This is a genomic window from Duncaniella sp. B8 (assembly GCF_005304985.1).
Lineage (GTDB): Bacteria > Bacteroidota > Bacteroidia > Bacteroidales > Muribaculaceae > Duncaniella > Duncaniella muris.
On sequence record NZ_CP040121.1, the window covers coordinates 213907 to 239961 of the forward strand.

Here is a 26055-nt window from a genome sequence, read left to right on the forward strand (position 1 = left end):
AAGTTATACAACTGACAGACCAACAACGTCTGCAATTAGAGGAAGGCTTTCGCCAAGGCAAGAGCCACGCATACCGCATGCGCTGTCGCGCAGTGCTTCTGAAATCCACCGGCCTGACTTCGGAACAGGTTGGAGAACAGACCGACATGACCCATATATCAGTCAATTCCTGGGTGAAACGCTTCGAGGCCGAAGGAATCAAAGGACTGGAAACACGTCCCGGACGGGGTCGGAAGCCAATAATGGACTGCTCGGACGAAGAGTCGGTACGCAAAGCCATAGAGAACGACAGGCAGAGCGTGAAGAAAGCGAAAGAGGCATGGCAGCAGGCTTCAGGGAAAGAAGCCTCCGAGAGTACCTTCAGGGCTTTTTTATCCGCCTTGGCGCGGGATATAGACGTATAAGAAAACGTCCAAAGGGGAAACCCTCGCCGCAGCTCTATGCGTATAAGACCGAGAAGCTGCAAGAACTCGTACAACAGGAAAAAGATTGTCTCATCGACATTTATTATGGAGATGAAAGCCACATCTGCACCGAGGGATATGTGCCATACGGATGGCAGTTCCGAGGTGAAGATGTCTATATCCCATCTGAAAGAGGTCTGAGACTCAATATTTTCGGCATGATAGACCGCAACAATCGATATGAAGGATTCTCCACAACTGAGAATATGACCGCTGACAAGGTTGCCGACTTTCTTGACCGATTTTCTCTCCGTATCCGTAAAAACACTTTTGTTGTCCTTGACAATGCAAGCGTCCACAGATGCAAACTCATGCGGGAACTCCGTCCAATATGGGAGAAACGTGGGTTGTATCTCTTTTTCCTTCCACCGTACAGTCCACATTTGAATATCGCCGAGACGCTCTGGAGAATCCTCAAGGGCAAATGGCTCAGACCTGCGGATTATTGCTCCACAGAATCCCTGCTCTATGCAACTAACCGTGCGTTGGCTGCGCTTGGATCTGAACTCAATATCAATTTTGTCCATGCGGCTTAGTATAAATTAATTTTTACGACTTACTTATCAAACCATGTTGCTGGAGCCGTCGCTGGGTGCAAACAGCGGCTTCCGAAGCATCTATGTGGATGAAATAGAGGTCGACGAGCAGAACGTTGACATCAGCGAATGTATACCCACCCGTGAAGGCGTGAGCGCCATTAAAAATCTCGACCCTGCCATCACTCAGTATGCCGCCACGTCGGCCGCCACACTCGGCATTCTCTACAAGCCCACTGACGAGGCCGGTCACATGATAGCGACGGTGGGCATGACCAGTATCACAGCCCCCGCGATGCCCGAAGGGATTATCGAAGTGAGAAACGTCGATTTTTCAACCCGATGCAAATACCTCAAATGCCGATTGAAAGGCGACGGAAGCGTGGCATTGAGGATTGACGACCGATATGCCGCCGACATCGCCGTGGTCAACAGCAGTAAAAGTGACTGGAACGAATACACAGTCCCCCTGACAAGTATTGAAGACGGCACCCACACGATTTACCTGATACTGAAAGGCGAAGTCGAATTTGACACATGGCAGATGACCGAGAGCGACTTAAGTTCAGTCGATACCGTGCCCTGTGACCCGCATGACCTCCGCGGCAACATCTACGACCTGCAAGGCCGCCGTCTCCCCGCCATCCCCACCGGCACCATCTACATCCGCAACGGCAAAAAATACCTCACCAAGTAACCCTCAATCCATCCGAATCCTTCACAAAATGAGTTGCGCCGCGATGCTTGATGGCATCGCGGCGCAACTATATGGTGGGGGAGGGGGTTATTTTACCAGGTCGAGGACTTGGGAGAGGCGGGTGATGGCCGAGGGGTGGGTGACGGCATCTTCGTCGGCTGTCCATCCTTTCCCTTTGAGCCATGCCACATGGCAGCCGAGCGAGAGGGCGGGGAGGATGTCTTTCTTGTAGCTGTCGCCTATGACAAGCACGTTTTGGGCCGGCAGACCGAGGGCTTCGACTCCGAGCGCAAATATTGCGGGGTCGGGTTTGCGTACTCCCACTACCGCGCTCTCGATTATGCGGTTGAAGTATTTCAGCAGGTCAAAGTCTTCAAGCACGGCGCTGACATTGCCGTAGAAGTTGGACACGAGTACCATGGGGAAGCGTGCATGCAGCGCCTCGAGGGTGGGACGTGCCTCCTCGATACACTCGCGGGCGGCTGCGTAGCAATACTGTGCGACGCGGGCAGCAAGTGGCTCGACAGTGTCGGCGGCGATGTGGCCGCGCTCGGCAAGCCATTCCAGCTCTATGCGCATCTTGATGAGCAAGAGGTCGTGGAAGTTGTGATGCGGGAGGATGTGGCGCACGCGGGCCAGCTCACGCTCGGCATGAACGTAGGCTTCGCGGAAGGTTTCCTTGTCAACCGTGATGCCGCTCTCGCGGTATCCGTCCCAGATTACCTCGCTCCAGTGAACGCCGCGGCTGTCGATTGTGCCGCCGTAGTCAAAAATTATTCCTTTGATTTCAGTATTTTCCATCTTTCAGTTCGGCGGTAAATTTGCGGCAGATGCCTTCGTGACGAATGATCATATAGACAAGGAGGTTGTTGAGCACAACAAGTTCAAAGGCGAAATAGAGCCACGGCATGCCGGCAAAGAGCGATACAAAGAGGGCTATCGTGCGCCAGTTGAACGAGAGGATGTTGGTGTACTTCATCAGCGGCAGCGAGGCGGCACGGAAGGCATCGCGGAACGACTGGGGGATGCGTCCCGATGGGAAGCGCTGCTTCAACTCGCGGCGGAGGGCCTGCATCGCCGGGGCTGTCGCCTCTTGCTGAACGGTATAGTTGGTATATACGGTCAGAGTGAGCTTTTTCCAGAAATCATGACTCCATGAGAGATTTTTCAGCTTGGCCTTGAGATCCGATGCGGTTTCGAGCTCGCTGCCGTCCTCGCCCTTCAGAAAATAAAGGTGGAACTGGCGGTAGTAGTCGGCCATTGCCGCCTGCTTGGCGTGGCAGATGCCGGTGACTACGGCGATTACCCATATAAGCCAGGGGTGGGCCATGAAAAACTCCGATGTGACGTGTAAAAATGTTGGAATTAATTTTGAGGTAAAAATTTAAATTAGTAATTTTGATGTTATGATACATCAAGGTATCGTAGAAGAGGGCTTGCAAACTGAGCCAGCACTGCAAATCAAGTTTGAAAGAAGAACATTGAAATCCGTAGTTGAGAATCTCTTATTTGTACGTTTATATTAGATTGACAGATCTGAAGTAGCGGAATTATATCAACAACAGGCATCAGTCACAGGTTAATCAGTGACAGACTCTAAGCAATTAGAGCAGGCATTCCCTCTTAATATCGACGGTCTAGTTAAGCATTACGAGATGACTCTCCAGAGGGAAGGATTTCTTGAAGATTCGCCCTTTATTATTAACCAGTTATTGGAGAAACTCGGTTGGAAAGTTCCAAGACTTAAACGAAAAGTCCATGTCTATATCGAGTTGACCGGCGACATAAAAAAACAATTAAAAGAGAAAGAGAAAAGTATAGCAAAAAAATTAGCACGAGGCTCAAAAATTAAATCGATGGATTGTAGTGCAGCAAAATATATCATTGAGGCTACATTATCCAGTTTCGAATGCCGTATAGCAAATCGACGTTTGAATAAAAAAGAAGCAGATGAATTCCTATGTTATAGTTCGCGGACCATGCGAGACCAACAGAGGATTTATAAGGATCGAATACTAAACCCAAAAACTTTTGAACATCAGATATTTACTGAACTACGCAGAGAGCTAAAAAGCTTGACCGCACAAGATTAAATAAGGCGCATCCTTTTGTGGTGCGCCTATATTTTTATCGGCCTATAAATAAGTCCTAAATCTTAATCTTAATGGCATCTGCTGCGGACTCTTTCTTTTTATCGACCACTTTAGTGTATATCTGCGTCGTGCGGACGTTAGTGTGGCCGAGCATTTTGCTGACGGTGTAGATGTCTGTCCCGTTGGCAAGCTGAAGCGTGGCGAAGGTATGGCGGAAGCAGTGAAAGGTGATGTGTTTGGTGATACCGGTGGATTTGATCCATCGCTCCAGAGGTTTGGAAATCCAGGATGGAGAAGGCAATCCTTCGAAAACCAATCGATCTCCATCCAGACGATCCCCGCATAACAGGTATGCCTGTTCAGAGATTGGTGTGTATTCTACACCCTTGGTCTTTTGCTGGTTGAAGTTAACTCGCCAATGGTCGCCGTCCTTTACCACCTCTTTCCATTTAAGCTTTTGAATATCTACATGACGCATACCGGACAATGCTGAGAACAGTGCAGCTCGTTTGATGATTGGTTGGTCACATTCTGTTGCGGCTAATTGGTTTAACTCTTCTATGGTAAGGTATTCTCGGCGACTCTCTTGCTCCGGGATGCCTTTTACTTTAGCTGCCAGGTCGACGGTAAGGTAGCCGTCCACGAAGGCTTGCTTCAGTGCCGCCTTAAAAATTGAGAAATAAGTGGCAGCTGTGTTTCGAGACACATTCCCACTCTTCTTTCCACCCTGAGGAGCAGTGAGCATGAACTGTTTGAAATTCTCGATAAAACGGAGGTCAATGTTGCTGAAAGGCACATTATCACTCTCGGCAAATATTTTAATCAGTTCATGAACACGATTCCAGTTCACCTTAATGGACTCCGAGTTGGCTGTGTGCCGTCTCTTGGCCTCCTGCTCAAAATAGTCAATAAAATTAGCCTGGGCGCGTTCACTCTGGGCCGCCAATGCTGCCTCGGTTTCTGTATATAGTTCCTGATTATCATATTCACGCTGTCGAAGTTCACGAACCTTATCTGCATACAAACAGGATTCATTATCAACGGCTGACCGACACATGATAACGCCATTCGCATCACGCCTTGGCTTGTATGTCACGCTCCCATCTGGATGCGTCTTTGCAACATGAGACTTATCCCAAATGGGTGTAGTAACACTCCGGTTGACACCCTCCTTAATCCGGGTGAGCTTCCCATTGGGTGTCTTATACACGGGGTATATGTCAATTATCAGATACCATTCATCACGATATTCTGACTTGCGTAACTTAACAGTGCATTTGGTGTTTGCGAGCTTCTTTTTCATTTCTTCACGACATCTTTATAAATGCGGTCAATTTCTGATTTGGGGGCATAGACGAAGCGCCCTATTTGTCGAATGGGAATAGAGTATTTCCTTATGTGGGAGTATACGGTACTCTCGGCTATAGCGAATTTCTCAGCAATCTCGCCAATAGTATAGCAATCCTCAGGCTCCAAATTATACGGTTTAGGTAGTGTCTGTCTGGCGTCAACGGGTTCTTCACGCAATGGCAGTATGCCCATCAGTTCCGATTTTCGAACTCTTGTAAGCCGTTGTCCTAGATTGATGCTTGACACTTTACCGCTATTTATTAGCCTCCTGATCGTTTTTGCACATACACCAAACACGGCTTCGGCTTCCGTAACGCTTATATAGTCTCGCTTATCCGGAATTTCACCTATGACCTTATCCCATCTTTCGCGTTGCAGTTTCAGTGCATTTCTTTGTTTGTAGCCCTTGTTAGAACAAGCGCGGCTACAATAATAGGAGTCGAGCGACTTTGCAAGAAAGATCGCCCCGCAGCATTTACATTTTCTCTTTATTTCGTATTGTGCTGTTGGCATATTATTACTATTAAGAACCCATAAGAGGACATAAGGGCAAATAAGGGACACCTCATCGCCAATTAAGGGACGTTCCAAATATGGTGCAAATATAACGAAAATAAATCAATTTCAAGCTATCTTGATTAAAATAGTGAAAAAGAAAATGGAGTGTAACCTTTTGAGTCACACTCCATTTATATGGATTTAGATTGTTCTGAATTGAGACCTTATTTCACTTCCTCAAATTCTACGTCGTCGACGTGGCCTTCGCCGGGGTTGCCTGCCTGTGAGGCTCCGGGGTTAGGACCTGCCTGTGCGCCTCCGGCTGCCTGCTGGGCATTGAGGATTTCCTGCTGGATGGCTCCGAAGGTGTTCTGGATTTCGGTTATGGCAGAGTCGATGGCTGCGATGTCCTGGGCCTTGTGGGCTTCTTTGAGCTTGTTGAGGGCGTTGTCGATCTGGGCTTTCTTGTCTGCAGGGATCTTGTCGCCGAGTTCCTGAAGCTGCTTTTCGGTCTGGAATATCACGGTGTCGGCGTGGTTGAGCTTGTCGATTTTTTCTTTTTCCTTGGCGTCAGCTGCGGCGTTGGCTTCGGCTTCTTTCTTCATGCGTTCGATTTCTGAGTCGGTCAGGCCGCTTGAGGCTTCGATACGGATGCTCTGTTCTTTGCCGGTTGCTTTATCCTTGGCTGATACGTTGAGGATGCCGTTGGCGTCGACTTCGAAGGTGACTTCGATCTGGGGGATGCCGCGGGGTGCAGGTGCGATTCCGTCGAGGTGGAATTTGCCGAGTGTCTTGTCGTCTTTGGCCATAGGACGTTCGCCCTGAAGGACGTGGATCTCAACCGAGGGCTGGTTGTCAGCGGCGGTGGAGAATGTTTCGCTCTTGCGGGTAGGAATGGTGGTGTTGGCTTCGATCATCTTGGTCATTACGCCGCCGAGGGTCTCGATGCCGATTGACAGAGGCACAACGTCAAGAAGAAGAACGTCTTTTACGTCGCCTGAGAGCACACCGCCCTGGATGGCTGCGCCGACTGCCACTACTTCGTCGGGGTTTACGCCCTTTGAGGGTGCTTTGCCGAAGAATTTCTCTACTACCTGCTGGATTGCGGGGATACGGGTTGAACCGCCTACAAGGATGACTTCGTCGATGTCTTTTGCTGTCATGCCGGCATCCTTAAGGGCCTGTTCGCAAGGCTTGATGGTTGCCTGGATGAGTTTGTCGGCGAGCTGTTCGAACTGCGCGCGGGTGAGGGTCTTGACGAGGTGTTTGGGACCGGTGGCTGTGGCAGTGATATAGGGGAGGTTGATTTCAGTAGAGGTGGTTGACGAAAGTTCGATCTTGGCTTTCTCGGCGGCTTCTTTGAGGCGCTGGAGGGCCATTGCGTCTTTACGCAGGTCGATGCCTTCTTCTTTTTCGAATTCGTTGGCGAGCCAGTCGATGATCACGTGGTCGAAGTCGTCACCGCCGAGGTGGGTGTCACCGTTGGTTGATTTAACTTCAAACACGCCGTCGCCAAGTTCGAGGATCGAGATATCGAATGTACCGCCGCCAAGGTCGAAGACTGCGATCTTCTGGTCTTTGTCTGATTTGTCAAGGCCGTAGGCGAGGGCTGCGGCGGTAGGTTCATTTACGATACGCTTTACAGTGAGGCCTGCGATCTCGCCGGCTTCTTTGGTTGCCTGACGCTGAGAGTCGTTGAAGTAGGCGGGCACTGTGATGACTGCTTCAGTCACTGCCTGTCCGAGGTAGTCTTCAGCGGTTTTCTTCATTTTCTGAAGAATCATTGCCGAGATTTCCTGGGGGTGTATTCGCGGCCGTCGATGTCGACACGCGGGGTGTTGTTGTCGCTGCGGACCACTTTGTAGGGCACGCGCTCGATTTCTTTTTCAACCTGATCGTAGGTTTCACCCATGAAACGCTTGATGGAGTTGATGGTGCGTTTAGGGTTGGTGATGGCCTGACGTTTTGCGGGGTCACCGACTTTACGTTCGCCACCGTCAACGAATGCTACAATTGAAGGGGTTGTGTTGCGGCCTTCGCTGTTAGGAATAACGACGGGGTCGTTGCCTTCAAGGACTGAAACGCAGGAGTTGGTTGTTCCAAGGTCAATACCGATAATTTTTCCCATAATGATTATAATTTTTTATTTTTTGTTTTTTTTGATTTGTCTGTTGTTTCTGTCGGATTTCGGAATGTGGAGCCTGGGGATGGTTGTATACGGCTTGGTTTTCCGGTTCGACATCCAATAATGTAACAAATTTTGTGCCAAAAAGGTTGTGGCAGGCGTAAGGTACTGACGGATACTGATTTTGGTGTGAGGATTGTTGTGACATGAAAACTGACACGGTCTGCCAATACGACAGACTCGTATAGGCAGACCGCAGAACTATGTGTAAAAAAGGGATGTTGGGGTTAGTTTATAATATATAGGTTGTTATGTGTAAACCGGTGTCTGGGTCAGAGCAGTTCGATGCCTGCATCGGCACATGCTTTGATCTGATCTTCAGGCCATATTGATGCTTGGACTTCACCGATGTGTGCTTTGTGGAGGAGGAACATGCACAGGCGGCTCTGGCCTATGCCGCCTCCGATTGAATATGGGAGCTTTCCTTCGAGGAGAAGTCTGTGGAATGTCAGAGATGAGCGTTCGGGGCATTCGCGGAGTTTGAGCTGTTCGCGCAGTGATTCGGGGCTTACGCGGATGCCCATTGAGGAGATTTCAAAGGGTATGTCAAGCACGGGGTTCCAGAGTATGATGTCACCGTTGAGGCCCTGATAGCCTTCTTCGTTGAGGCTGATCCAGTCATCGTAGTCGGGCGAGCGTCCGTCGTGGGGCTGTCCGTCGCTCAGAGGAGCTCCTATACCTATTATAAATATAGCGCCGTGTTCGCGGGCGAAGATGGTTTCGCGTTCGCGCGGAGTTTTGTCGGGGTAAAGACGGGCCAGCTCTTCGGCATGGACAAAAGTGATGTCCGGCGGGAGGACGGGGGTGATATGCGGAAATTTCTCGTAGACTGTCTGTTCGACTTCAAGAAGGGTTTTGTAGATGGTTCTTACGGTCTTTTTCAGATAGTCAAGTGTGCGGTCTTCCTTGCGGATGGTTTTTTCCCAGTCCCACTGGTCGACGTAGAGCGAGTGGATGTTGTCAAGATCCTCGAATGTGCGGATGGCGTTCATGTCGGTATAGAGGCCGTAGCCGGGGGCTATGTCATAGGCTCCGAGTTTGTAACGTTTCCATTTGGCCAGCGAGTGGACCACTTCGGCTTTGCGGCCTCCCATCGCGTCGATGGTGAATGAGACGGCTTCTTCCACGCCGTTGAGATTGTCGTTGAGGCCTGTGCCTGTCAGAAGGAAGAGCGGGGCGGTCACTCGGCGCAGTCTGAGCTCGCGGGCGAAGATGGTCTGGAAGGTGTCTTTGACCATTTTGATCGCTACTTCGGTTGTTTCCGGAAGCAGTTTGCGATGATATTTCTTGGGGATGATAAGTGGCATGGGGTGAATGTTTTGCTGAGGTTTTATTGATATGTGGCAAAGGTAATGGCAATTTTTTGAATTTGCAAGCAAATTGCAATTAAAATTGTAATTTTATTATCAAAATGATAAAAATGGTCAAATTTAAGCTGCATTTTACCACTGTCGGACTTGTCGTGGCAAAGGTGCTGGCGAAGATATTTTTTGGAATTAGTTTATATATAAGTGGTGTAATAGAAAGAAATAGATTAAATTTGCATACATAAACGTTTCAATCACTCCAGTGCAATGACAGATCTGGCTAAAGATATTTCTTCGGCTGTTGCCGTGCTCCGCAAAGGCGGAATCATTGTCTATCCTACAGACACAGTGTGGGGTATAGGCTGCGATGCCTGTAATTCCGAGGCCGTGCGCAGGGTTTTTGAAATCAAGCGGCGGGCCGATTCCAAGGCTTTGATCACGCTGGTGGCCGATGGAGAGGATGTTGCGCGCTATACATCGTCAGATTTTTCTACGGCCATGAAGCTGATAGGAGAGAGCCGGCGTCCGACCACCGTTATCTATCCGGGTGCCAAGGGACTTGCTCCGGAATTGATAGCAGATGACGGGAGTGTGGGCATCAGGCTGACTTCCGAGGCTGTCTCGGCTGCGATATGCCGAGGCCTTGGCCGTCCGCTGGTCTCTACATCGGCCAATATCAGCGGTTGCCCGGCGCCGGCTTTGTTTGGCGAGATTTCCGAGGAGATCCTCGATGCTGCTGATTATGTGGTCGAGGCCCGGCGCGATGATGTCAGCGCGGCGTTGCCGTCAAGAATAATGAAAATAGAGCCAGACGGCTCCGTCACAGTAATACGGCCGTGAAATCGAAGAGGAGCCGGATACTGAGGACCTGTTATGTCGGCGCCGATTATTTGTCGACTCTCGCCGGAGTGCTTTTGTTCACTCTGGCCCGATTTGTTATGATCGGTCCTCTGCACAATACCTATTCCGGGTTCTGGGCTTTTGTCAATACTCCCGGCTCGCGGCTGACGCTGGCGCTGTTTCCGGCGTTGATGCTGGGGCTGTATTGTGTGTCGGGATACTATGTCAATGTGGCATACAAGTCGAGAATCAGAGAGTTTCTCAATACGCTCTGTTGTGTGGCCATCGGGTCGGTGATCTTCTTCATGGTTGTGCTGCTCAATGACGTTTTGCCGCGCCGTATCCACAACTATGAACTGCTGCTGATTCTTTTTGGATGCCTGTTTGTGACGGCCTATGGCACACGCCTGCTGCTTACCACTCTCATAAAATCATCGTCCGCCCGTCGTCATGACCGTCAGAGATTGCTGATGCTCTGTGACAGAACCGGCGATGAGCGCCTGATACGTGACGCGGACAGCTGCCGCAAGGAGGTTGTCGCCACAATCCCGTTTGATAGCTTCGGTTGCTCCTCCGCCGATAGCCATTGTACTCATGGTTATTTCGGCCGACAGCTGAAGAAACATGACGCAGACGGCTTTCTGCTGTCGCTTTCATCGCTGCCGCAGGACAGGCTGCTGAAGATAATATGTGAGCTCTATCTTCTTGATTGCCCGATAATAGTTTCGGCCGATGATTACCGCCTGCTGACTTCAAAGGTGGTGTATGAAAACCTCATGTCAGAGCCGCTGATGGATATTTCGAGACTTACGCTTCCCGACTCGACTGTAGCAGTCAAGCGCAGTCTTGATGTGGCTTTATCAGTCATCGGGCTGATTGTGTCGCTGCCGGTGATGCTTGTGCTTGCTCTTCTGGTGAAAGTCGGCTCGAAAGGTCCGGCCATATATTCGCAGGAACGTATCGGCTATCACCGCATACCGTTCAGAATCTACAAGCTGCGTTCAATGAAGGCGGATGCCGAAGTGAACGGTCCGGCATTGTCGGCGGAAGATGATCCGAGAATAACACGCATAGGGCGTTTTATGAGGAAATATCGTCTTGACGAGCTGCCTAATCTGTGGAATGTGCTTCGTGGCGACATGTCGCTTGTCGGGCCGCGCCCTGAGCGGGAGTTTTTTCTAAGCCAGATGCGCGAGGCCGCTCCGTACTGCACTCTTCTCCACCAGGTAAGACCCGGACTGACTTCGCTCGGCATGGTCAAGTTTGGCTATGCATCGACAGTCGAAGAGATGCTTTTACGGCTGAAATACGATCTTCTCTATATCCAGAATCTTTCTCTCTCGCTGGACCTCAAGATACTGTTTTATACATTACGCACAGTCATAAGGGGCGAGGGTCTCTGAGACAAGGTAAAAAAGGAAAGAAATGAAACTGTTTTTCACATCCATAGCAAAAAGCTTTCAGGATGCCTTCATGGTGTTTCTGATGTGGCGCGAGCGTCATATAAAGGAAAAGACGTTTGTCATCATACTGGCGTTGCTGGTCGGCATTCTGGCCGGAGTGGCGGCTCTTGTGCTGAAAACGCTGATCCATCTGATAAGCCACGCGCTGACGTCCAACATCAATATCGACGAAGGCAGTCTGCTGTATCTGATCTATCCGGCAGTCGGAATTCTTCTGACCATGCTGTTTGTCAGATATGTGGTCCGTGACAATATATCCCACGGTGTCACAAGAGTGCTTTATGCCATTTCGCAGAACAAGTCGCGCCTGAAGCGCCACAATATGTATTCATCCGTAATCGCCAGTTCGATCACCATCGGATTCGGCGGATCGGTTGGAGCCGAGGGCCCTATAGTCTATACCGGAGCGGCAATCGGTTCGAATCTCGGACGTGTGTTCCGGCTGTCGCCACGGATTCTGATGATCCTTGTGGGCTGCGGAGCCGCAGCAGGTATCGCCGGCATTTTTAAGGCTCCGATTGCCGGTATGCTTTTCACTCTGGAGGTTCTGATGCTCGATCTGACCACGGTCTCGGTGATGCCTCTGCTGATAGCGTCGATAACGGCCGCAACGGTGGCCTATGTCGCAACTGGCTATGATGCAGAATTCTTCTTTCTTCAGAGCGAGCCGTTTGTGACCGGAAGAATACCCTATGTCATTCTTCTCGGTCTGTTTCTCGGATTTGTGTCGCTCTATTTCACGCGGTCGATGAACATGATGGAGGGGCTGTTCAGAAAACTCGGCACTCCGTGGCGGAAAATGCTGGTGGGAGGCTCTGTAGTGGCGCTCCTCGTCTTTCTGTTTCCGCCGCTCTACGGCGAGGGTTATTCGTCGATCATCGACCTTCTCAGCGGCAACACGGAGTCGATTGTCAACGGCTCGATCTTCTACAAAGACAGAGGGTCTGTCTGGTGGATTCTCGGCTTTATCGCCGCGCTTGTCCTTCTGAAATCATTCGCCACCTCGGCCACAAACGGTGGCGGCGGTGTCGGCGGCACCTTCGCCCCATCGCTCTATGTAGGATGTATGGCAGGATTCTTTTTCGCCTATTTCATCAATACGGTCTTCGGTCTGGATCTGTCGACCAAGAACTTTGCGCTGATGGGTATGGCAGGTGTCATGTCAGGTGTCATGCATGCCCCGCTGATGGGTATCTTCCTTACGGCCGAGCTGACCGGAGGCTATGAACTGTTTCTGCCCCTGCTGATTGTCTCGGCGATTTCCTACGGCACTATCAAGTTTTTCGAGCCTTACAGTATCTACACCATGCGTCTTGCCCATGAAGGCAAACTGATCACTCACCACAAGGACAAGGCTGTGTTGACACTGCTCAAGATCGACAATGTCATAGAGACTGACTTTGTGGCAGTCCGGCCTGACATGAACCTCAAGGAGATGGTTAATGCCATCTCACGCTCATCGCGCAATCTGTTTCCGGTCATTGGCGATGACGGAAAGCTGCTCGGAGTGGTGATCCTTGATGAAATCCGCAACATCATGTTCCGGCCTGATCTCTACAAGCGCATGTATGTCAATCAGTTCATGTCAATCCCTCCGGCCAAGGTCGAAGTTGGGCAGAGCATGGAGACTGTCATGAAGACTTTTGACGCTACCGGCGCATGGAATCTGCCGGTGGTTGAAGAAGGTCGATACGTGGGGTTTGTGTCGAAATCAAAAATTTTCAACTCCTACCGCCGTGTGCTGCGCCACTATTCGGAGGATTGATGAAATTTTGTTGAGAGTTCTAATAATGTGTATATATAAGTCAGGAGCCGGATTGCAGATTAATCCGGCTCCTGTGCTATATATGTGTTGCCGTAATGTTCCGGTCTGAGGTCGGGCGGCCCGCGGTGTCAGAGGACTATCTTCCCAGCATTGCTTTCCTTGATGATGCCGTGGCGGAAAGCATAGAGAAGTTCGGTCAGCTCATCGATCTGGCTCTGGAGTATCTTTCCCTTGTCGGTGTCGCGCACACGGATGCGCTGCGAGGTCTGCTCGACCATTTTGGTTGAGCGTACAATGTCTGTGCCGCTCCTGATGGCTTCTTCTTCGGAGATGAACGGTTCGTGCTCTACCAGTTCGAAGTTGCTGCTGTGGTAGATCAGCGTATAGCCGGCTATTCCGGTGGTCTTGTGGTAGGCTTTGGCGAAACCGCCGTCGATCACCATCAGCTTGCCGTTGGCCCTGATGGGACTTTCTCCCTTTTTGGCGCGCACGGGCACGTGGCCGTTGATAATGTGGCGCTGTGAGCCTTCAACCTTGAATTCGTCGAGAATCATGTCACAGACCTCCTCTTTCTGGCGGAGGGTGTAGTAGTGGCCTTTTTCCTCTTTGTGGGCTTCGGGGTCTTTGATGAAATACCGTTCGAAGGTGGTCATCTTACTCTTGTCGAAAAGCGGGGAGTCGGGGCCGCACCAGAGATACCAGTAATAGTCGCGCGCATAGTCCTTGTCGGCCGGAGGGGTATCGTCGTTGAAAGCCGAACGCACGAGCATTCCTATCTGATGGAAGAGCTCGCGTCCGCGGTATTTCTGTCTGTTGACCATGACTTCTTTGAGAGAGCCGTCGGCGTTGAGCGGCATGGAGGCATGGAACAGTAGGTTTGAATTATAGATGCCATACATGCAGCCATGACTGAACAGGCATGATATGTGACGTTTCAGTCCGGTGCTAACCGTGAATGAATGGTGCAGTTTGTTGATCAGTTCCTCTTCTTCCTCTGTCAGGCGGTAGGGATTTGCCGGATCGACTGTCGGGAAGTTCATGTCAGACATTTCATAGTCCTTACCATCGATGTTGACAGTGCCTTTTTCGAAATCTATGCGGTGGAGCAGATTGCGGCCTGTCATTTCCCATTCCGGATGTTTCAGCGTCATAGCCCCTTCGAGCTTGAACTGGATTACGGCTATGGCTTTGTGCATCTGGGCCATCAGGCGTAGAGCCTTTTCAGGGTGCTCGGTCTGTTCGGCATCGACTTTCGGAGCGAATTCAATGCATGGATCGTCGGCATAGGTTTCCATAGCCATTGTGGCAAGCGGCAGCAGATTGATTCCGTAGCCGTCTTCAAGAGTGGTGAGGTTGGCATAGCGGAGTGAGACGCGGATCACGTTGGCGATGCAACATTTGTTTCCGGCCGCCGCGCCCATCCAGAGAATGTCATGGTTGCCCCACTGTATGTCCCAGTTGCCGTAGTGGCAGAGAGTGTCCATGATCAGATGAGCGCCCGGACCACGGTCATAGACATCCCCCAGAATGTGAAGCTGGTCGATGCTGAGTTTCTGGATCACCTTGCATAGTGCCACTATGAATGCGTCGGCCTGACCTGTTGACACGATTGTCTCCAGAATACGGTTGAAATAGCCTTGCTTGTCATATTCTCCTCTTGATTCGTGGAGAAGCTCTTCGATGATGTAGGCAAATTCCTTCGGAAGGGCTTTCCTGACTTTGGAGCGGGTGTATTTCGACGATACGCTTTGACACACTCTGATGAGCTGATGGAGGGTGATGGTGTAGAAGTCATACATGTTCTCCTCTGTCGAGTGCACAATCTGCATTTTCTCTTCCGGATAGTAGATGAGAGAGCAAAGCTGGCGTATCTCGCTTTCGCGCATTGAGGTTCCGTAGAGGTCGGTGACTTTGCGCTTGATGTTTCCCGAAGCGTTTTTCAGAATGTGGCGGAAGGCTTCGTGCTCTCCGTGGAGGTCGGCCACAAAGTGCTCGGTGCCTTTCGGCAGGTTTAATATGGCTTCAAGATTTATGATTTCGGTGCTGGCGGCGCTGATATTCGGAAATGTCTGCGCGAGCAGTTCGAGTATGCGGCGGTCATTTTCAACTTGCCGTTCGTTGGTTTTGCTGTCAATTGGCGACATAGTCGTGCTGTTGTGGTTTTAGAATCGGTTCTTATCCCTTGTTTGCGTTGAATGGAGAGTGGTGAGTGTCTACAAATGTAACATAAATAAGTTGAAAAAGTCCCATTGGTGTGACAAAAAAGTTCAGCTATTATGACAGGAAGTCCCAATTTTCTGGATTTTAGAAGTTTTAAGTGCTTTAATTTGTGGGATCGTGTTAAAATTGCTAATTTTACGCCGAATTTTCTTCACGGAACCATGTAAAAACTTATAGATACATATCATATAGAACCTTAGATAAACAACGCTAATATGGTAAATTTTTCACTTGAAGGCAAAGTAGCGCTTGTGACCGGCGCAGCCTATGGAATCGGTCTTGCTATCGCTCAGGCATATGCCGAAGCAGGGGCTAAAATCGTTTTTAACTGTTCGCGCCAGGAAACTGTCGACCGCGGTCTCAAAGCATATAAAGAACTTGGAATCGACGCTAAAGGATATCTCTGCGACGTTACTGACGAAGAAGCCGTCAAAGCTATGGTGACTGACATAGAGGCAACCGTCGGCACAATCGACATTCTTGTCAACAACGCCGGTATCATCAAGCGTATTCCGATGGAGGAAATGAACGTAGAAGACTTCCGCCGCGTTGTCGACGTAGACCTCATTGCTCCCTATATCTGCGCCAAGGCTGTTATCCCCGGAATGATCAAGAAAGGCCACGGCAAGATCATCAACATCTGCTCTATGATGAGTGAGCTCGGTCGTGAGACAGTGTCGGCCTATGCTGCCGCAAAGGGTGGACTCAAGATGCTGACCCGCAATATCTGCTCTGAATACGGCGAACACAATATCCAGTGCAACGGCATTGGCCCCGGCTATATTGCCACTGACCAGACTGCACCTCTCCGCGAAATCCAGCCGGACGGATCGCGTCATCCCTTTGACCAGTTCATCATCTCGAAGACTCCGGCTGCCCGCTGGGGTACTCCCGAAGACCTGATGGGCCCTGCCGTGTTCCTCGCTTCAGATGCCAGCAACTTCGTGAACGGCCACGTTCTCTACGTTGACGGCGGTATTCTCGCTTACATCGGCAAGCAGCCTAAATAAGAGTCTGGTGTCTGTCCATCCGCCTGAATATATATAATATATGTGTAGGCGATGGCAACAGCTGATGCAATATTATCAAAGAGGGCAGAGGTGTATTTATGGCCTCTGCTCTCTGAATAAAAATCCAATCAATATCACACAACTGTTTAAATGGAACAGGTATTCTCTTACATTATAGGACTTGGCGCGGCTGTCATGATGCCTGTGATCTTCACGATTCTCGGCGTCTGCATCGGCATCAGGTTCAGCGATGCTCTTAAATCGGGCCTCAAAGTCGGTGTCGGCTTCATCGGCCTCTCTATTGTCACCGCTCTTCTCACCTCCGCTCTCGGTCCTGCGCTTGACACTGTGGTCAAGATCTATGACCTTCAGCTTAAAGTTTTTGACATGGGCTGGCCCGCCGCTGCCGCAGTGGCTTATAACACTGCCGTCGGCGCGTTCATCATCCCAGTCTGTCTTGGCGTCAATCTGCTTATGCTGCTTACCAAGACAACACGCACTGTCAACATCGACCTCTGGAACTATTGGCACTTCGCCTTCATCGGTGCGGTGATTTATTTTGCCAGTGAATCACTCGTTTGGGGCTTCTTCGGTGCCATCATCTGCTACATCATCACCCTGATCATCGCCGACATGACTGCCAAAAAATTCCAGTCATTCTACAAAGACATGGACGGCATCTCGATCCCACAGCCCTTCTGCGGCGGTTTTGTGCCTTTCGCATGGCTCATAAACAAGGGGCTCGACAAGATTCCGGGCATCGAAAAGCTCGAAATTGATGCCGAAGGCATGAAAAAGAAGTTCGGCCTGCTTGGCGAGCCTCTGTTCCTCGGTGTGGTTGTGGGTGTAGTCATCGGCTGTCTCACATGCAAAACATGGGCCGAGATCGTCGACAAGATTCCTTACATCCTCGGACTCGGAATCAAGATGGGTGCCGTCATGGAACTTATCCCCCGTGTAACTGTCCTCTTCATCGAGGGCCTCAAGCCTATCAGCGATGCTACACGCAGCCTCATTGCCCGCAAATTCAAAGGCGCCGACGGCCTTAACATCGGCATGAGCCCCGCGCTTGTGATTGGCCATCCGACCACACTTGTGGTTTCGCTCCTCCTCATCCCGGTGACCCTCCTTCTTGCCGTCGTTCTTCCCGGCAACCAGTTCCTGCCGCTTGCATCGCTGGCCGGCATGTTCTATGTATTCCCCCTCGTGCTGCCTTTCACCAAGGGCAACGTTGTCAAGACATTTATCATCGGCCTGGTAGTGCTGACTATGGGCCTTTATATGGTGACCAATCTCGCGCCGGCATTCACTCTTGCAGCCAAGGACGTATTTGCCGCTACCGGTGATGCCGCTGTGGCTATTCCCGCCGGTTTCGATGGCGGTAGCCTCGACTTCGCCTCAAGCCCGCTTGCATGGGTAATCTACCAGTGTACCGAAAATCTCAAATGGATTGGTGCCGGACTGCTTGTGCTCATGACCTCAGGCCTTATGGTGTGGAACCGAATGCTGATCATCCGCAACCAGCGCGACATGATCGCCAGAAACTCAGAAAAGATCCAGACAACTGAATAAAAACATTCAGCACACGCCCGGCATCTGAAATAAGTCTCCGTGGCGCAGGCTGAAATTATCCAAAGAATAAAAAGCAATTAACGAATATGAAAAAATTATTAACTGCATTTGCACTTATGAGCGTATCTCTCAGTGGCTTCGCACAGACCGATTACACAATACTCCGTGCCTGCCATCCCGATGACGTGAAGCACTATGACACCAAGCAGCTCCGTTCTCACTTCATGATGCCGAAAGTCATGGAAGAAGACAAGATCAACCTTACCTACTGCCTATATGACCGTCTGGTCTATGGCGGCGTGATTCCAGTGGCAAAGGAAATGACTCTTGAAACCATCGACCCCCTGAAAGCCGACTACTTTCTTCAGCGTCGCGAACTCGGCGTGATCAACATCGGCGGCGACGGCATAGTGACTGTCGACGGAAAGGAATATGAACTCCACTTCAAGGATGCGCTCTATGTAGGCCGCGGCAAGAAAAACGTGACCTTCCGCAGCAAGGACGCTTCGAAACCCGCTAAATTCTATCTCAACTCAACTCCCGCCCACAAGGAATACAAAACCCAGCTCATCACCATCGACGGCCGCAAGGGTTCTCTCAAAGCCAATTCCTTCGCCGCAGGCAAAATGGAAGAGAGCAACGACCGCGTGATCAATCAGCTCATTGTCAACAATGTGCTTGAAGAAGGTCCCTGCCAGCTTCAGATGGGTCTCACCGAGCTCAAGCCCGGCAGCGTCTGGAACACAATGCCCGCCCACACCCACGACCGCCGTGTGGAGGCCTACTTCTACTTCAACGTGCCCGAAGGCAACGCCATCTGCCACTTCATGGGCGAGCCTCAGGAAAACCGCATCGTATGGCTCCACAACGAACAGGCCATCATCTCTCCCGAATGGTCGATCCACGCCGCCGCAGGCACTTCGAACTACATGTTTATCTGGGGCATGGGCGGCGAAAATCTTGACTATGGCGACATGGACAAGATCACTTACCTTCAGATGGAATAATTTCAGAGCAGACTCTGAAGATTTTAGAAATCTTGACTGAATATATGAATATAATCAGGAAAATAGTCCGGCATTCGGAATACACGGCCGAGGTGGTGATAGAAAACCCTTCTATCGCCCGCTCGGCCCGTGCCGGTCATTTCGTGATGGTACGTTTCACTCCTGATTGCCCCCGCATCCCGTTTACTATCGTCGATGCCTCTCCCGCCGACGGCACATTCACCATTATAATCCACAAGGGTGCCCGTCTGGCCGACCTGATCGGTTCGCTCCACGAAGATTACCGGATTGGTGATGTGCTCGGTCCTTTGGGACAGGCGTTCGAGATCAGAAACTACGGTACTGTGGTCTGCTGTGGCGACGGTGTAGGTTTCGTGCCCATCATCCCCGTGATCAAAGCTTTGAAGCAGGCCGGCAACAGAGTGGTGACAATCCTTTCGGAATTTACCTCGGAAACCTCGTGCCTCAGAGCTAATGTCGAGCCTTACAGCGACGTGATTCTCCATTCTTCTGAAGAGATGGCTACTCTGGAACTCATTGACAGGGTGCTCACTGATGAGAAAGTGGATCTGACCGTTATAACCGGGCCGACTCCCATGATGAAAGCTATTGCCGAGTGCACACGTGTCAGACAGATTCCCACCCGCTGCATTCTCAATATGGTGATGCTTGACGGAGTGGGCCTTTGCGGCATCTGCCGCGTCATGGTCGATGGCAAACGTATGCTGACATGCATTGACGGGCCTGTCTTTGACGCGCATCATGTTGATTTTGACCAACTGCAAAACCGCCAGCGCCATTTCGTATGACAACAATCGAAGAAAACAATCTGATTTCCCGCGATTCCGGGTGGCGTGAAGAACTGCGCAAGCGTTTCACGACCAGAGAGCGCACAGCTGTGCCGCGGGTCAAAATGCCTGAGATGGATGCCGCCTATCGCGTCCGTTGCGACGACGAGGTAAACCAGGGCCTTTCTACCGAACAGGCGGTTCTTGAAGCGCGCCGTTGTCTCGACTGCCCGGATCCAGGCTGCATGAAAGAGTGTCCGGTCTCAAACAATATTCCGGCCTTTATAAAGAATGTGGAACGGCGCAACTTCGGCGAGGCCCTGAAAGTGCTCTCGCTGACCACGGTGCTTCCGGCTGTCTGCGGACGTGTCTGCCCGCAGGAAAAGCAGTGTGAGCACGGTTGCATCTATAACAAGATGAAAAAGCTGCCGGTGGCCATCGGCCATCTCGAACGCTTCGTGGCCGACTATAACCGTGAACTTGATGAATCTGTAGCCCGGCAGTCATCGGCTCCGGCAGTGCAGGCCCCTTCTTATTTTGCCGCCATAAAGATCGCGGTTGTCGGCTCCGGCCCATCCGGACTCGCTTTTGCCGGCGATATGGCCAAACGCGGCTACGATGTGACCGTGTTCGAAGCGCTTGACTGTTTCGGCGGTGTGCTGAAATATGGAATTCCGCAGTTCTGCCTGCCTAATCATGTGGTTGATGCCGAAATTGAAAAGCTTCGCGCCATTGGTGTGAAATTTGTAAAAGATACCTTTGTCGGGAAGACTCTTTCCTATGACGATCTGCAGGAGCAGGGGTTCAAGGGCATATACGTGGCCACCGGTGCCGGAAAGCCCAGGTTTATGGGCATTCCGGGTGAAAACCTGCCTGGTGTCATGACCGCCAATGAATATCTGATCCGCGTCAATTTCAGCCAGCATGAAATCTACGGTCAGAACGTGGCTACTCTGAAACAGAAACGAGTGGCAGTCATCGGTGCTGGCAACACCGCGATGGATGCCGTGCGCGCAGCCCTGCGTCTGGGAGCCGAGAAGGCCATGATCATCTACCGCCGCGGCGAGTCGGAGATCCCGGCACGCCAGGAAGAGGTGCGTCATGCCAAGGAAGAAGGAGCCGAATTCCTTACGCTTCACAATCCGCTTGAATATATTGCCGATGAAAATGGTCTGCTGAAGGCAGTCCGACTCCAGCGCATGGAGCTTGGCGAGCCTGACGAATCGGGCCGCTGCACTCCGGTGCCGGTCGAAGGCGACATTATTGATGTCGAGGTCGATCTGGCTGTGGTTTGCGTAGGCTTCCTGCCTAACCCGCCTGTCTCACTCCCTGACGTCGATCTCTCGCGTAACGGAAATATCCTTGTCGATGGTTCGTCAATGAAGTCATCGTCACCGGAGATCTATGCCGGAGGCGATATAGTCAGAGGCGCGGCCACCGTGATCCTCGCTATGGGCGACGGCCGCAAGGCTGCAAAGTCGATGGCCGAGGCTTTCGAGCAGATCATCCGCAACACACGTCTCGACTGAATGCAAGAATATAGAAAATCATCAAATTTTACCTAATTAAATACCATACTTATTAAATTATGAAAGTTGTAACTTTAGGCGAGATTATGCTTCGCCTTTCCCCCGAAGGGAACAATCGCTTTGTGCAGGTAGATAACTTTGACGTCATCTGGGGTGGCGGCGAGGCCAACGTGGCTGTAAGCTGTGCCAACTACGGCCATGACGCTTACTTCGTTTCAAAACTCCCCAAGCACGAAATCGGCCAGGCTGCTGTCAACGCACTCCGCCGTTATGGTGTCCACACCGATCACATCGCCCGTGGCGGTGACCGTGTAGGTATCTACTACTGCGAGACCGGTGCCTCGATGCGTCCCTCAAAGGTGATCTATGACCGCGCAAACTCTGCCATCTCAGAAGCTGATCCCGAAGATTTCGACTTCGATGCTGTCATGGAAGGTGCTGACTGGTTCCACTGGAGCGGTATCACTCCCGCTATCAGCGACAAGGCTGCCGAACTCACCCGTCTTGCCTGCGAGGCTGCAAAGCGTCACGGCGTGACTGTGTCTGTCGACCTCAACTTCCGCAAGAAACTCTGGACCAAAGAAAAAGCTCAGTCTATCATGCGTCCTCTCATGCAGTACGTTGATGTCTGCATCGGCAACGAGGAAGACGCCGAACTCTGCCTCGGCTTCAAACCTGACGCTGACGTTGAAGGCGGCGAGACCAATGCCGAAGGCTACAAGGGCATTTTCAAGGCTATGGCTAAGGAATTCGGTTTCAAATATGTCATCTCTACCCTCCGCGAATCATTCTCAGCTACTCACAACGGCTGGAAGGCTATGATCTACAACGGTGAGGAATTCTATGAAAGCAAGCGCTACGACATCAACCCGATCATCGACCGCGTAGGTGGTGGCGACTCTTTCTCAGGCGGTGTGATCCACGGTCTGCTCACCATGCCGACCCAGGGCGAGGCTCTCGAATTTGCAGTAGCCGCTTCTGCTCTCAAGCACACTATCCCCGGTGACTTCAACCTCGTTACAGTAGACGAAGTTATGTCACTCGCCGGCGGTAACGCCAACGGTCGCGTTCAGCGCTGATCACTAAGAACTTTTTGATCAAATATACACAAGCGCCCCTGGTCAATCGAGACCGGGGACGCTTTTTTGTTGCTTTTGTGGTGGGCTATGAAGGAGATTTCACTTTCTTATGATTTTTCTATTGTCTGCCCGGATGGGAGATGATGAAATAGTAACGCCGATGTTGGCTTACATCGGCGTTACAGGCAATATATGAAAAGTAAGTGGCTTTAAGCGGAGAGGAGCTTATTTCTTGACGAGGCGGATAAAGCAGGCATCGGAAGTCTCGGCTTTGGCTGCGGCTCCGTTCTGGAAACCTTCGAAGCCCATCGTGAAGAAGTTCATGTCAAAGGCCGAGGAATGGTTGAAGCCGGTATTGCCGTCTGAATACCACTTGTAAGCCCAGTAGACAGCTCCCGGACGACGGTATAGGTCATAGAACATCGGCTGGTATTTGACATTGTCAACATCACTGAAACCGGCTGTGGTTCTAAAGCCGTAATAAGCGCTTCGGCTACTATATCGCAGAGTTCCGGGATAGTCTCTGTTGGCCGGATTTGGGTCCCATTTCCCTTGCCAGTTTGCGGCACCGTCTGGAGTTCCAGATCCTTTCCGTCGTCCGACTCCTTCGGTGCCGAGGGGGAAGAAGATCTGGGCGGCCGTCTGGTTGTTGTAGACAATCACACCGATCATGCCCTTTTCCGACTTTCCGTCAGCTGTTTTGAGATAGCCGTAGGCATCGGAGCGTTTGGTTTTCACTTCACGGGCTCCATCGCCATAGACAATTCCATAGGCTTTGCTGATAGGGAAGGAGAGGTCATTTGTCTCATTGCCTTCAGACATGAGCTGGAAGTAGTTTTCAATGGTGGCTATCTGGTAGTCAGTGTTTGTGATATCCCAGGTATGATCTGAAGTCCAGTCACCCTTGGTCTGATCCCATGACATGGTGGTAGCCTTGCCGGAAGCGTCAATGACATCAAAATTGCCCGGCGCATAGCGGTTGTCGCCTCGCGGACGCGGATATTTCGCATTGTTAGCCGAGGTTATGGCGATGTTACTTTTGCGGCGGAAGAGAGAGCCTTCGTCAAGCGGCGAGTTGGTCATTATGGCTTTGCCGTTTTCGAAGTGATCGACATTGAACGAGCTCCATTTTGCATACGGTTCCCCGTTCTTGTCATTGCCCTCGCGTAAGGCTATCGGGTCATAGCCCTCGCGGCAGAAGATGTCATGCTCGCAGGTGTAGTTGTGGTAGCGCACACGCACAATCGCACAGCCGTCGGCTCCGGTGAAGTTGATTTTGAAGTCGATAGGCTTTTCGGTGGCTCCCTGAATGCGCTTCACGTGGACTTGCGGGGCGGTGTCGTCACCGCTGCCTTCGCGGGTTGACGAAAGAGTGACCACTCCGTTGCCGGCGATGACCTCCGCGCTCCAGGCGCCTTCAGAGTTGAACGATGAGAAGTCTGAGTCATCCTTGTCTTCGGTCAGACGGAGCAGAGTCACATGAAAGTCCTCGGTGCTACCTGACTTGCGCCAGACACCATTCGGATTGAGGATGCGTCGCACCTGAATTATATCGAGAATGAAAGTGGTGTCGGCATAGGCATTGATCTCGTCTTTCCAGATTGAGGCCGTGAAGCGTACTTTCTGCTTGCGCGGATAGGAATAGCAGGGGTTGTTGCCGGAGAAACCTGTGCGGGTCACCAGCTCCTTGGCGCGGGTGTAGAGCGGAATCTTGAAGATGCGCTCTGTCGGCTCGCCCCGGAGATTGCGCTTGCTGACAATCACAGTGTGCTGTCCGTTGCCATCGGTTGTATTTGAACCGAATTCCTGAAGGTCATCCGATGAGTCGTTGCCTATCTCATATTCGCGGTCGCCGATGCTGTGTTCTTTGTAGTAATCCTGACTTTTCTTGAGCGCGCTGGCAAACGGCACATTCCATGACGGCTGGCCTTCATATCCGTCAGGGGGCGGAATCTGCGTCAGGCGGGTCTGCTGGAGCGAGAGGAAAGCCTGATGGCGTCCGTCACCATATACGGCATTCTCATAATAATATTTGATAGAAGGCCATTCGGCGCTCATAGTGCCTTTTACTTTGGGGAATGCCTTTGAACCGTCGCCCCAGGGTCGCCAGAGTGAGATGCTGTCCGGATTGTATTCCGTATCACCCACATCGATGATATGAGCTTTGAGTTTGGTCCCCGGTTCCATGCGTCCGACAACCTTGATGGTTGTAACCATCTTTTTGTCGTAGAGATAGGAGATATACTGTGGAGAAGTGGCGTAGAGACCGCGCTTTTCCTGATATTCGATGTGCCAGTCGGCATCGTTGCCGTAGCCTTTGAAGGCGAGGGTCAGCTGATAGTGGGTGTTGCGGGTAGCGTTATAGTCAGTGGTGACGTTCTGGCCGAGCATGAAGCGGTAGGTGATGGGGCCTGAGCTGACATGACCGTCGGCCGTGGTGCAACGGTAATAGCCTTTCACTTCCACGTAGGTGCCGAAAGGTTTCTCGTCTTTCCAGCCGGAGCCTTCGGTGTCGATGTCGGGATTTGGAAAGTCGATCTTATTGTCGCTTCCCGGTTCTTTGGTGTCATTGTTGATGGCATCCTGCTGCTTTGATTTGCCTGTGCCCTGCATGTTTTCGTAGAAGAAGAGCGAGGGAGCAGTATTGGCGTGGGTAGCGTCAATGACATCGTTCTGATCACTGTTGCCGTAGGCTCCGAGGAAACTGTGGGCGTCATTGCAGACGTGCAGGCAGTTTTCGGGGATGATGGAGTTAGGGTCATCGGGCAGTCTCTGCACGGTGATCCTGCCGCCGTCCTCGTAGACGCCGTTGGGAATGTCATGACGCTTGTCGGCAGAGACTTCACTCCCTTCGCCTGCGGTGTTCGGCTTGCCGAGCAGGCATGTCTTTGGGATGTCTTTCAGATAGATGTCGGTGATGTAGACCTGCACGTCGTTGTAAAGTTCCGAGCCGTCAAAGGCTACTGTCACTTTTGACGCGAGGCGGCGCACCCAGCAGTGGAGCTGCGAGGTGGTGGCAGAGATGACCAGCGGAGAGCTGTCAGATGCCTCGCGGTCGGGGCTGAGTGAGAAGATGCCGAACATCTCGCTGTTGTTGGCCAGCGAAGTTACGTCCCAGGAGCGGGAAATGCTTTTCAGACCGTCGCGTGTCTGTATGGCTGTCTGATATTCATCCTCGCGGAGGGTACCCATGTTGGCCACGGCATAGATGTGGTAATCCTTGCCTGATTCGAGCTGCAGTTTGAAAGTCACTTTGCCGGTGCGGCTGTCAGTGAGGTTACTTTCGTCAGGGTCGAGGCGATTGTCCTGGTCATTGAGGTTGCGGACTTCGGAGATGTCGGGGTGGACAGGTTCGGAGCCGTCGCTGACCACCACATAACGTCCGTAGAGATTGTCGCCTTTATAGACGAGCATCACAAGTGATGATATGTTTTTGATCCGGTCGCCAGCCTCGCCGCCCTCATAGGCGCGGGAGTTGAGCGAACGTGAAGACTCCGCTTCGTATGACAGCTCTACGGCAATGTCAGCCGTGCCCTCGACATACACGTCGGCGCGGCGGTCGAAATCATCGATGCATGAAGCCGTCACTCCTGAGAGGAGAAGAAGAAGCCATATATAATATGTGTTGAAGTGTCTGGATTTCATTGCTGGA

18 protein-coding genes and 3 pseudogenes are annotated in these 26055 nt (G+C 51.4%); 13 read left to right on the top strand and 8 right to left on the bottom strand.

What is annotated here, in order from left to right; genetic code table 11:
• Positions 1-77: 77 nt before the first annotated feature.
• From FDZ78_RS14760 to FDZ78_RS01035, 3 genes and pseudogenes are all read left to right on the top strand, one after another.
• Positions 78-314, top strand: a pseudogene (locus FDZ78_RS14760) (helix-turn-helix domain-containing protein); the annotation flags it as partial.
• Positions 236-1000: pseudogene (locus FDZ78_RS01030) on the top strand (IS630 family transposase); the annotation flags it as partial. The pseudogenes FDZ78_RS14760 and FDZ78_RS01030, both read left to right, overlap by 79 nt.
• A 34-nt stretch (positions 1001-1034) precedes the next feature.
• Entirely contained in the window at positions 1035-1697 is a 663-nt protein-coding gene (locus FDZ78_RS01035) for a hypothetical protein (protein ID WP_136408851.1), read from the top strand.
• 87 nt (positions 1698-1784) lie between these two features.
• Here FDZ78_RS01035 and FDZ78_RS01040 read toward each other — a convergent pair whose 3' ends face one another.
• Both FDZ78_RS01040 and FDZ78_RS01045 read right to left on the bottom strand, forming a co-directional pair.
• A complete protein-coding gene (locus FDZ78_RS01040; RefSeq protein WP_136408850.1) occupies positions 1785-2498 on the bottom strand; it encodes an HAD family hydrolase in 714 nt (237 codons plus the stop codon).
• On the bottom strand, positions 2485-3027 hold the full coding sequence (locus tag FDZ78_RS01045) for a hypothetical protein (RefSeq protein WP_124075488.1): 543 nt from the start codon (positions 3025-3027) through the stop codon (positions 2485-2487). Before FDZ78_RS01045 ends, FDZ78_RS01040 begins: the two co-directional genes overlap by 14 nt.
• A 256-nt stretch (positions 3028-3283) precedes the next feature.
• On the opposite strand from FDZ78_RS01045, the gene FDZ78_RS01050 reads away from it, so the two are divergent.
• Positions 3284-3790, top strand: coding sequence for a hypothetical protein (locus FDZ78_RS01050; RefSeq protein ID WP_136408849.1), 507 nt, complete (start codon positions 3284-3286; stop codon positions 3788-3790).
• 55 nt (positions 3791-3845) lie between these two features.
• Here FDZ78_RS01050 and FDZ78_RS01055 read toward each other — a convergent pair whose 3' ends face one another.
• The 4 genes and pseudogenes from FDZ78_RS01055 to asnA all read right to left on the bottom strand — a co-directional run bounded on the left by FDZ78_RS01055 (position 3846) and on the right by asnA (position 9130).
• Positions 3846-5093, bottom strand: coding sequence for a site-specific integrase (locus FDZ78_RS01055; protein WP_137426159.1), 1248 nt, complete (start codon positions 5091-5093; stop codon positions 3846-3848).
• The gene (locus tag FDZ78_RS01060) at positions 5090-5653 is read right to left on the bottom strand and encodes a helix-turn-helix domain-containing protein (RefSeq protein WP_123399102.1); all 564 of its coding nucleotides are present in this window, start codon (positions 5651-5653) and stop codon (positions 5090-5092) included. Before FDZ78_RS01060 ends, FDZ78_RS01055 begins: the two co-directional genes overlap by 4 nt.
• A 209-nt stretch (positions 5654-5862) precedes the next feature.
• A pseudogene (dnaK, locus tag FDZ78_RS01065) lies at positions 5863-7766 on the bottom strand (molecular chaperone DnaK).
• A gap of 329 nt (positions 7767-8095) precedes the next feature.
• Positions 8096-9130: an aspartate--ammonia ligase gene (asnA, locus tag FDZ78_RS01070; protein ID WP_107030962.1), complete on the bottom strand. Its 1035-nt coding sequence runs from the start codon at positions 9128-9130 to the stop codon at positions 8096-8098.
• Positions 9131-9406: 276 nt separating this feature from the next.
• On the opposite strand from asnA, the gene FDZ78_RS01075 reads away from it, so the two are divergent.
• The 3 genes from FDZ78_RS01075 (at position 9407) to FDZ78_RS01085 (ending at position 13198) form a co-directional block, all read left to right on the top strand.
• Positions 9407-9970 (top strand): L-threonylcarbamoyladenylate synthase, encoded by a 564-nt coding sequence (locus tag FDZ78_RS01075; protein ID WP_172480306.1) that lies wholly within the window; start codon positions 9407-9409, stop codon positions 9968-9970.
• 98 nt (positions 9971-10068) lie between these two features.
• A complete protein-coding gene (locus FDZ78_RS01080) occupies positions 10069-11373 on the top strand; it encodes a sugar transferase (RefSeq protein WP_136408846.1) in 1305 nt (434 codons plus the stop codon).
• Positions 11374-11395: 22 nt separating this feature from the next.
• Positions 11396-13198 (top strand): chloride channel protein, encoded by a 1803-nt coding sequence (locus FDZ78_RS01085; protein WP_107030965.1) that lies wholly within the window; start codon positions 11396-11398, stop codon positions 13196-13198.
• A gap of 128 nt (positions 13199-13326) precedes the next feature.
• Here FDZ78_RS01085 and FDZ78_RS01090 read toward each other — a convergent pair whose 3' ends face one another.
• Entirely contained in the window at positions 13327-15342 is a 2016-nt protein-coding gene (locus FDZ78_RS01090) for a fructose-1,6-bisphosphatase (RefSeq protein ID WP_107030966.1), read from the bottom strand.
• 291 nt (positions 15343-15633) lie between these two features.
• Between FDZ78_RS01090 and FDZ78_RS01095 the strand changes: the two genes are divergently transcribed.
• From FDZ78_RS01095 to FDZ78_RS01120, 6 genes are all read left to right on the top strand, one after another.
• Entirely contained in the window at positions 15634-16428 is a 795-nt protein-coding gene (locus tag FDZ78_RS01095; protein WP_107030967.1) for a gluconate 5-dehydrogenase, read from the top strand.
• Between the two features lie 150 nt (positions 16429-16578).
• Positions 16579-18000 carry a PTS galactitol transporter subunit IIC gene (locus FDZ78_RS01100; protein WP_124075485.1) on the top strand — a complete coding sequence of 474 codons (1422 nt, stop codon included), beginning with the start codon at positions 16579-16581 and terminating at the stop codon, positions 17998-18000.
• A gap of 86 nt (positions 18001-18086) precedes the next feature.
• The gene (gene kduI / locus FDZ78_RS01105) at positions 18087-19007 is read left to right on the top strand and encodes a 5-dehydro-4-deoxy-D-glucuronate isomerase (protein WP_107030969.1); all 921 of its coding nucleotides are present in this window, start codon (positions 18087-18089) and stop codon (positions 19005-19007) included.
• Positions 19008-19051: 44 nt separating this feature from the next.
• Positions 19052-19816, top strand: a complete 765-nt coding sequence (locus tag FDZ78_RS01110) for a sulfide/dihydroorotate dehydrogenase-like FAD/NAD-binding protein (RefSeq protein WP_124075484.1) — start codon at positions 19052-19054, stop codon at positions 19814-19816.
• Positions 19813-21324: an FAD-dependent oxidoreductase gene (locus FDZ78_RS01115; protein WP_124075483.1), complete on the top strand. Its 1512-nt coding sequence runs from the start codon at positions 19813-19815 to the stop codon at positions 21322-21324. Before FDZ78_RS01110 ends, FDZ78_RS01115 begins: the two co-directional genes overlap by 4 nt.
• 59 nt (positions 21325-21383) lie before the next feature.
• A complete protein-coding gene (locus FDZ78_RS01120) occupies positions 21384-22403 on the top strand; it encodes a sugar kinase (RefSeq protein WP_124075482.1) in 1020 nt (339 codons plus the stop codon).
• 225 nt (positions 22404-22628) lie between these two features.
• On the opposite strand, the gene FDZ78_RS01125 is transcribed toward FDZ78_RS01120, so the two are convergent.
• Positions 22629-26048 carry a DUF4906 domain-containing protein gene (locus FDZ78_RS01125; RefSeq protein ID WP_136408845.1) on the bottom strand — a complete coding sequence of 1140 codons (3420 nt, stop codon included), beginning with the start codon at positions 26046-26048 and terminating at the stop codon, positions 22629-22631.
• Between the last annotated feature and the right edge of the window lie 7 nt (positions 26049-26055).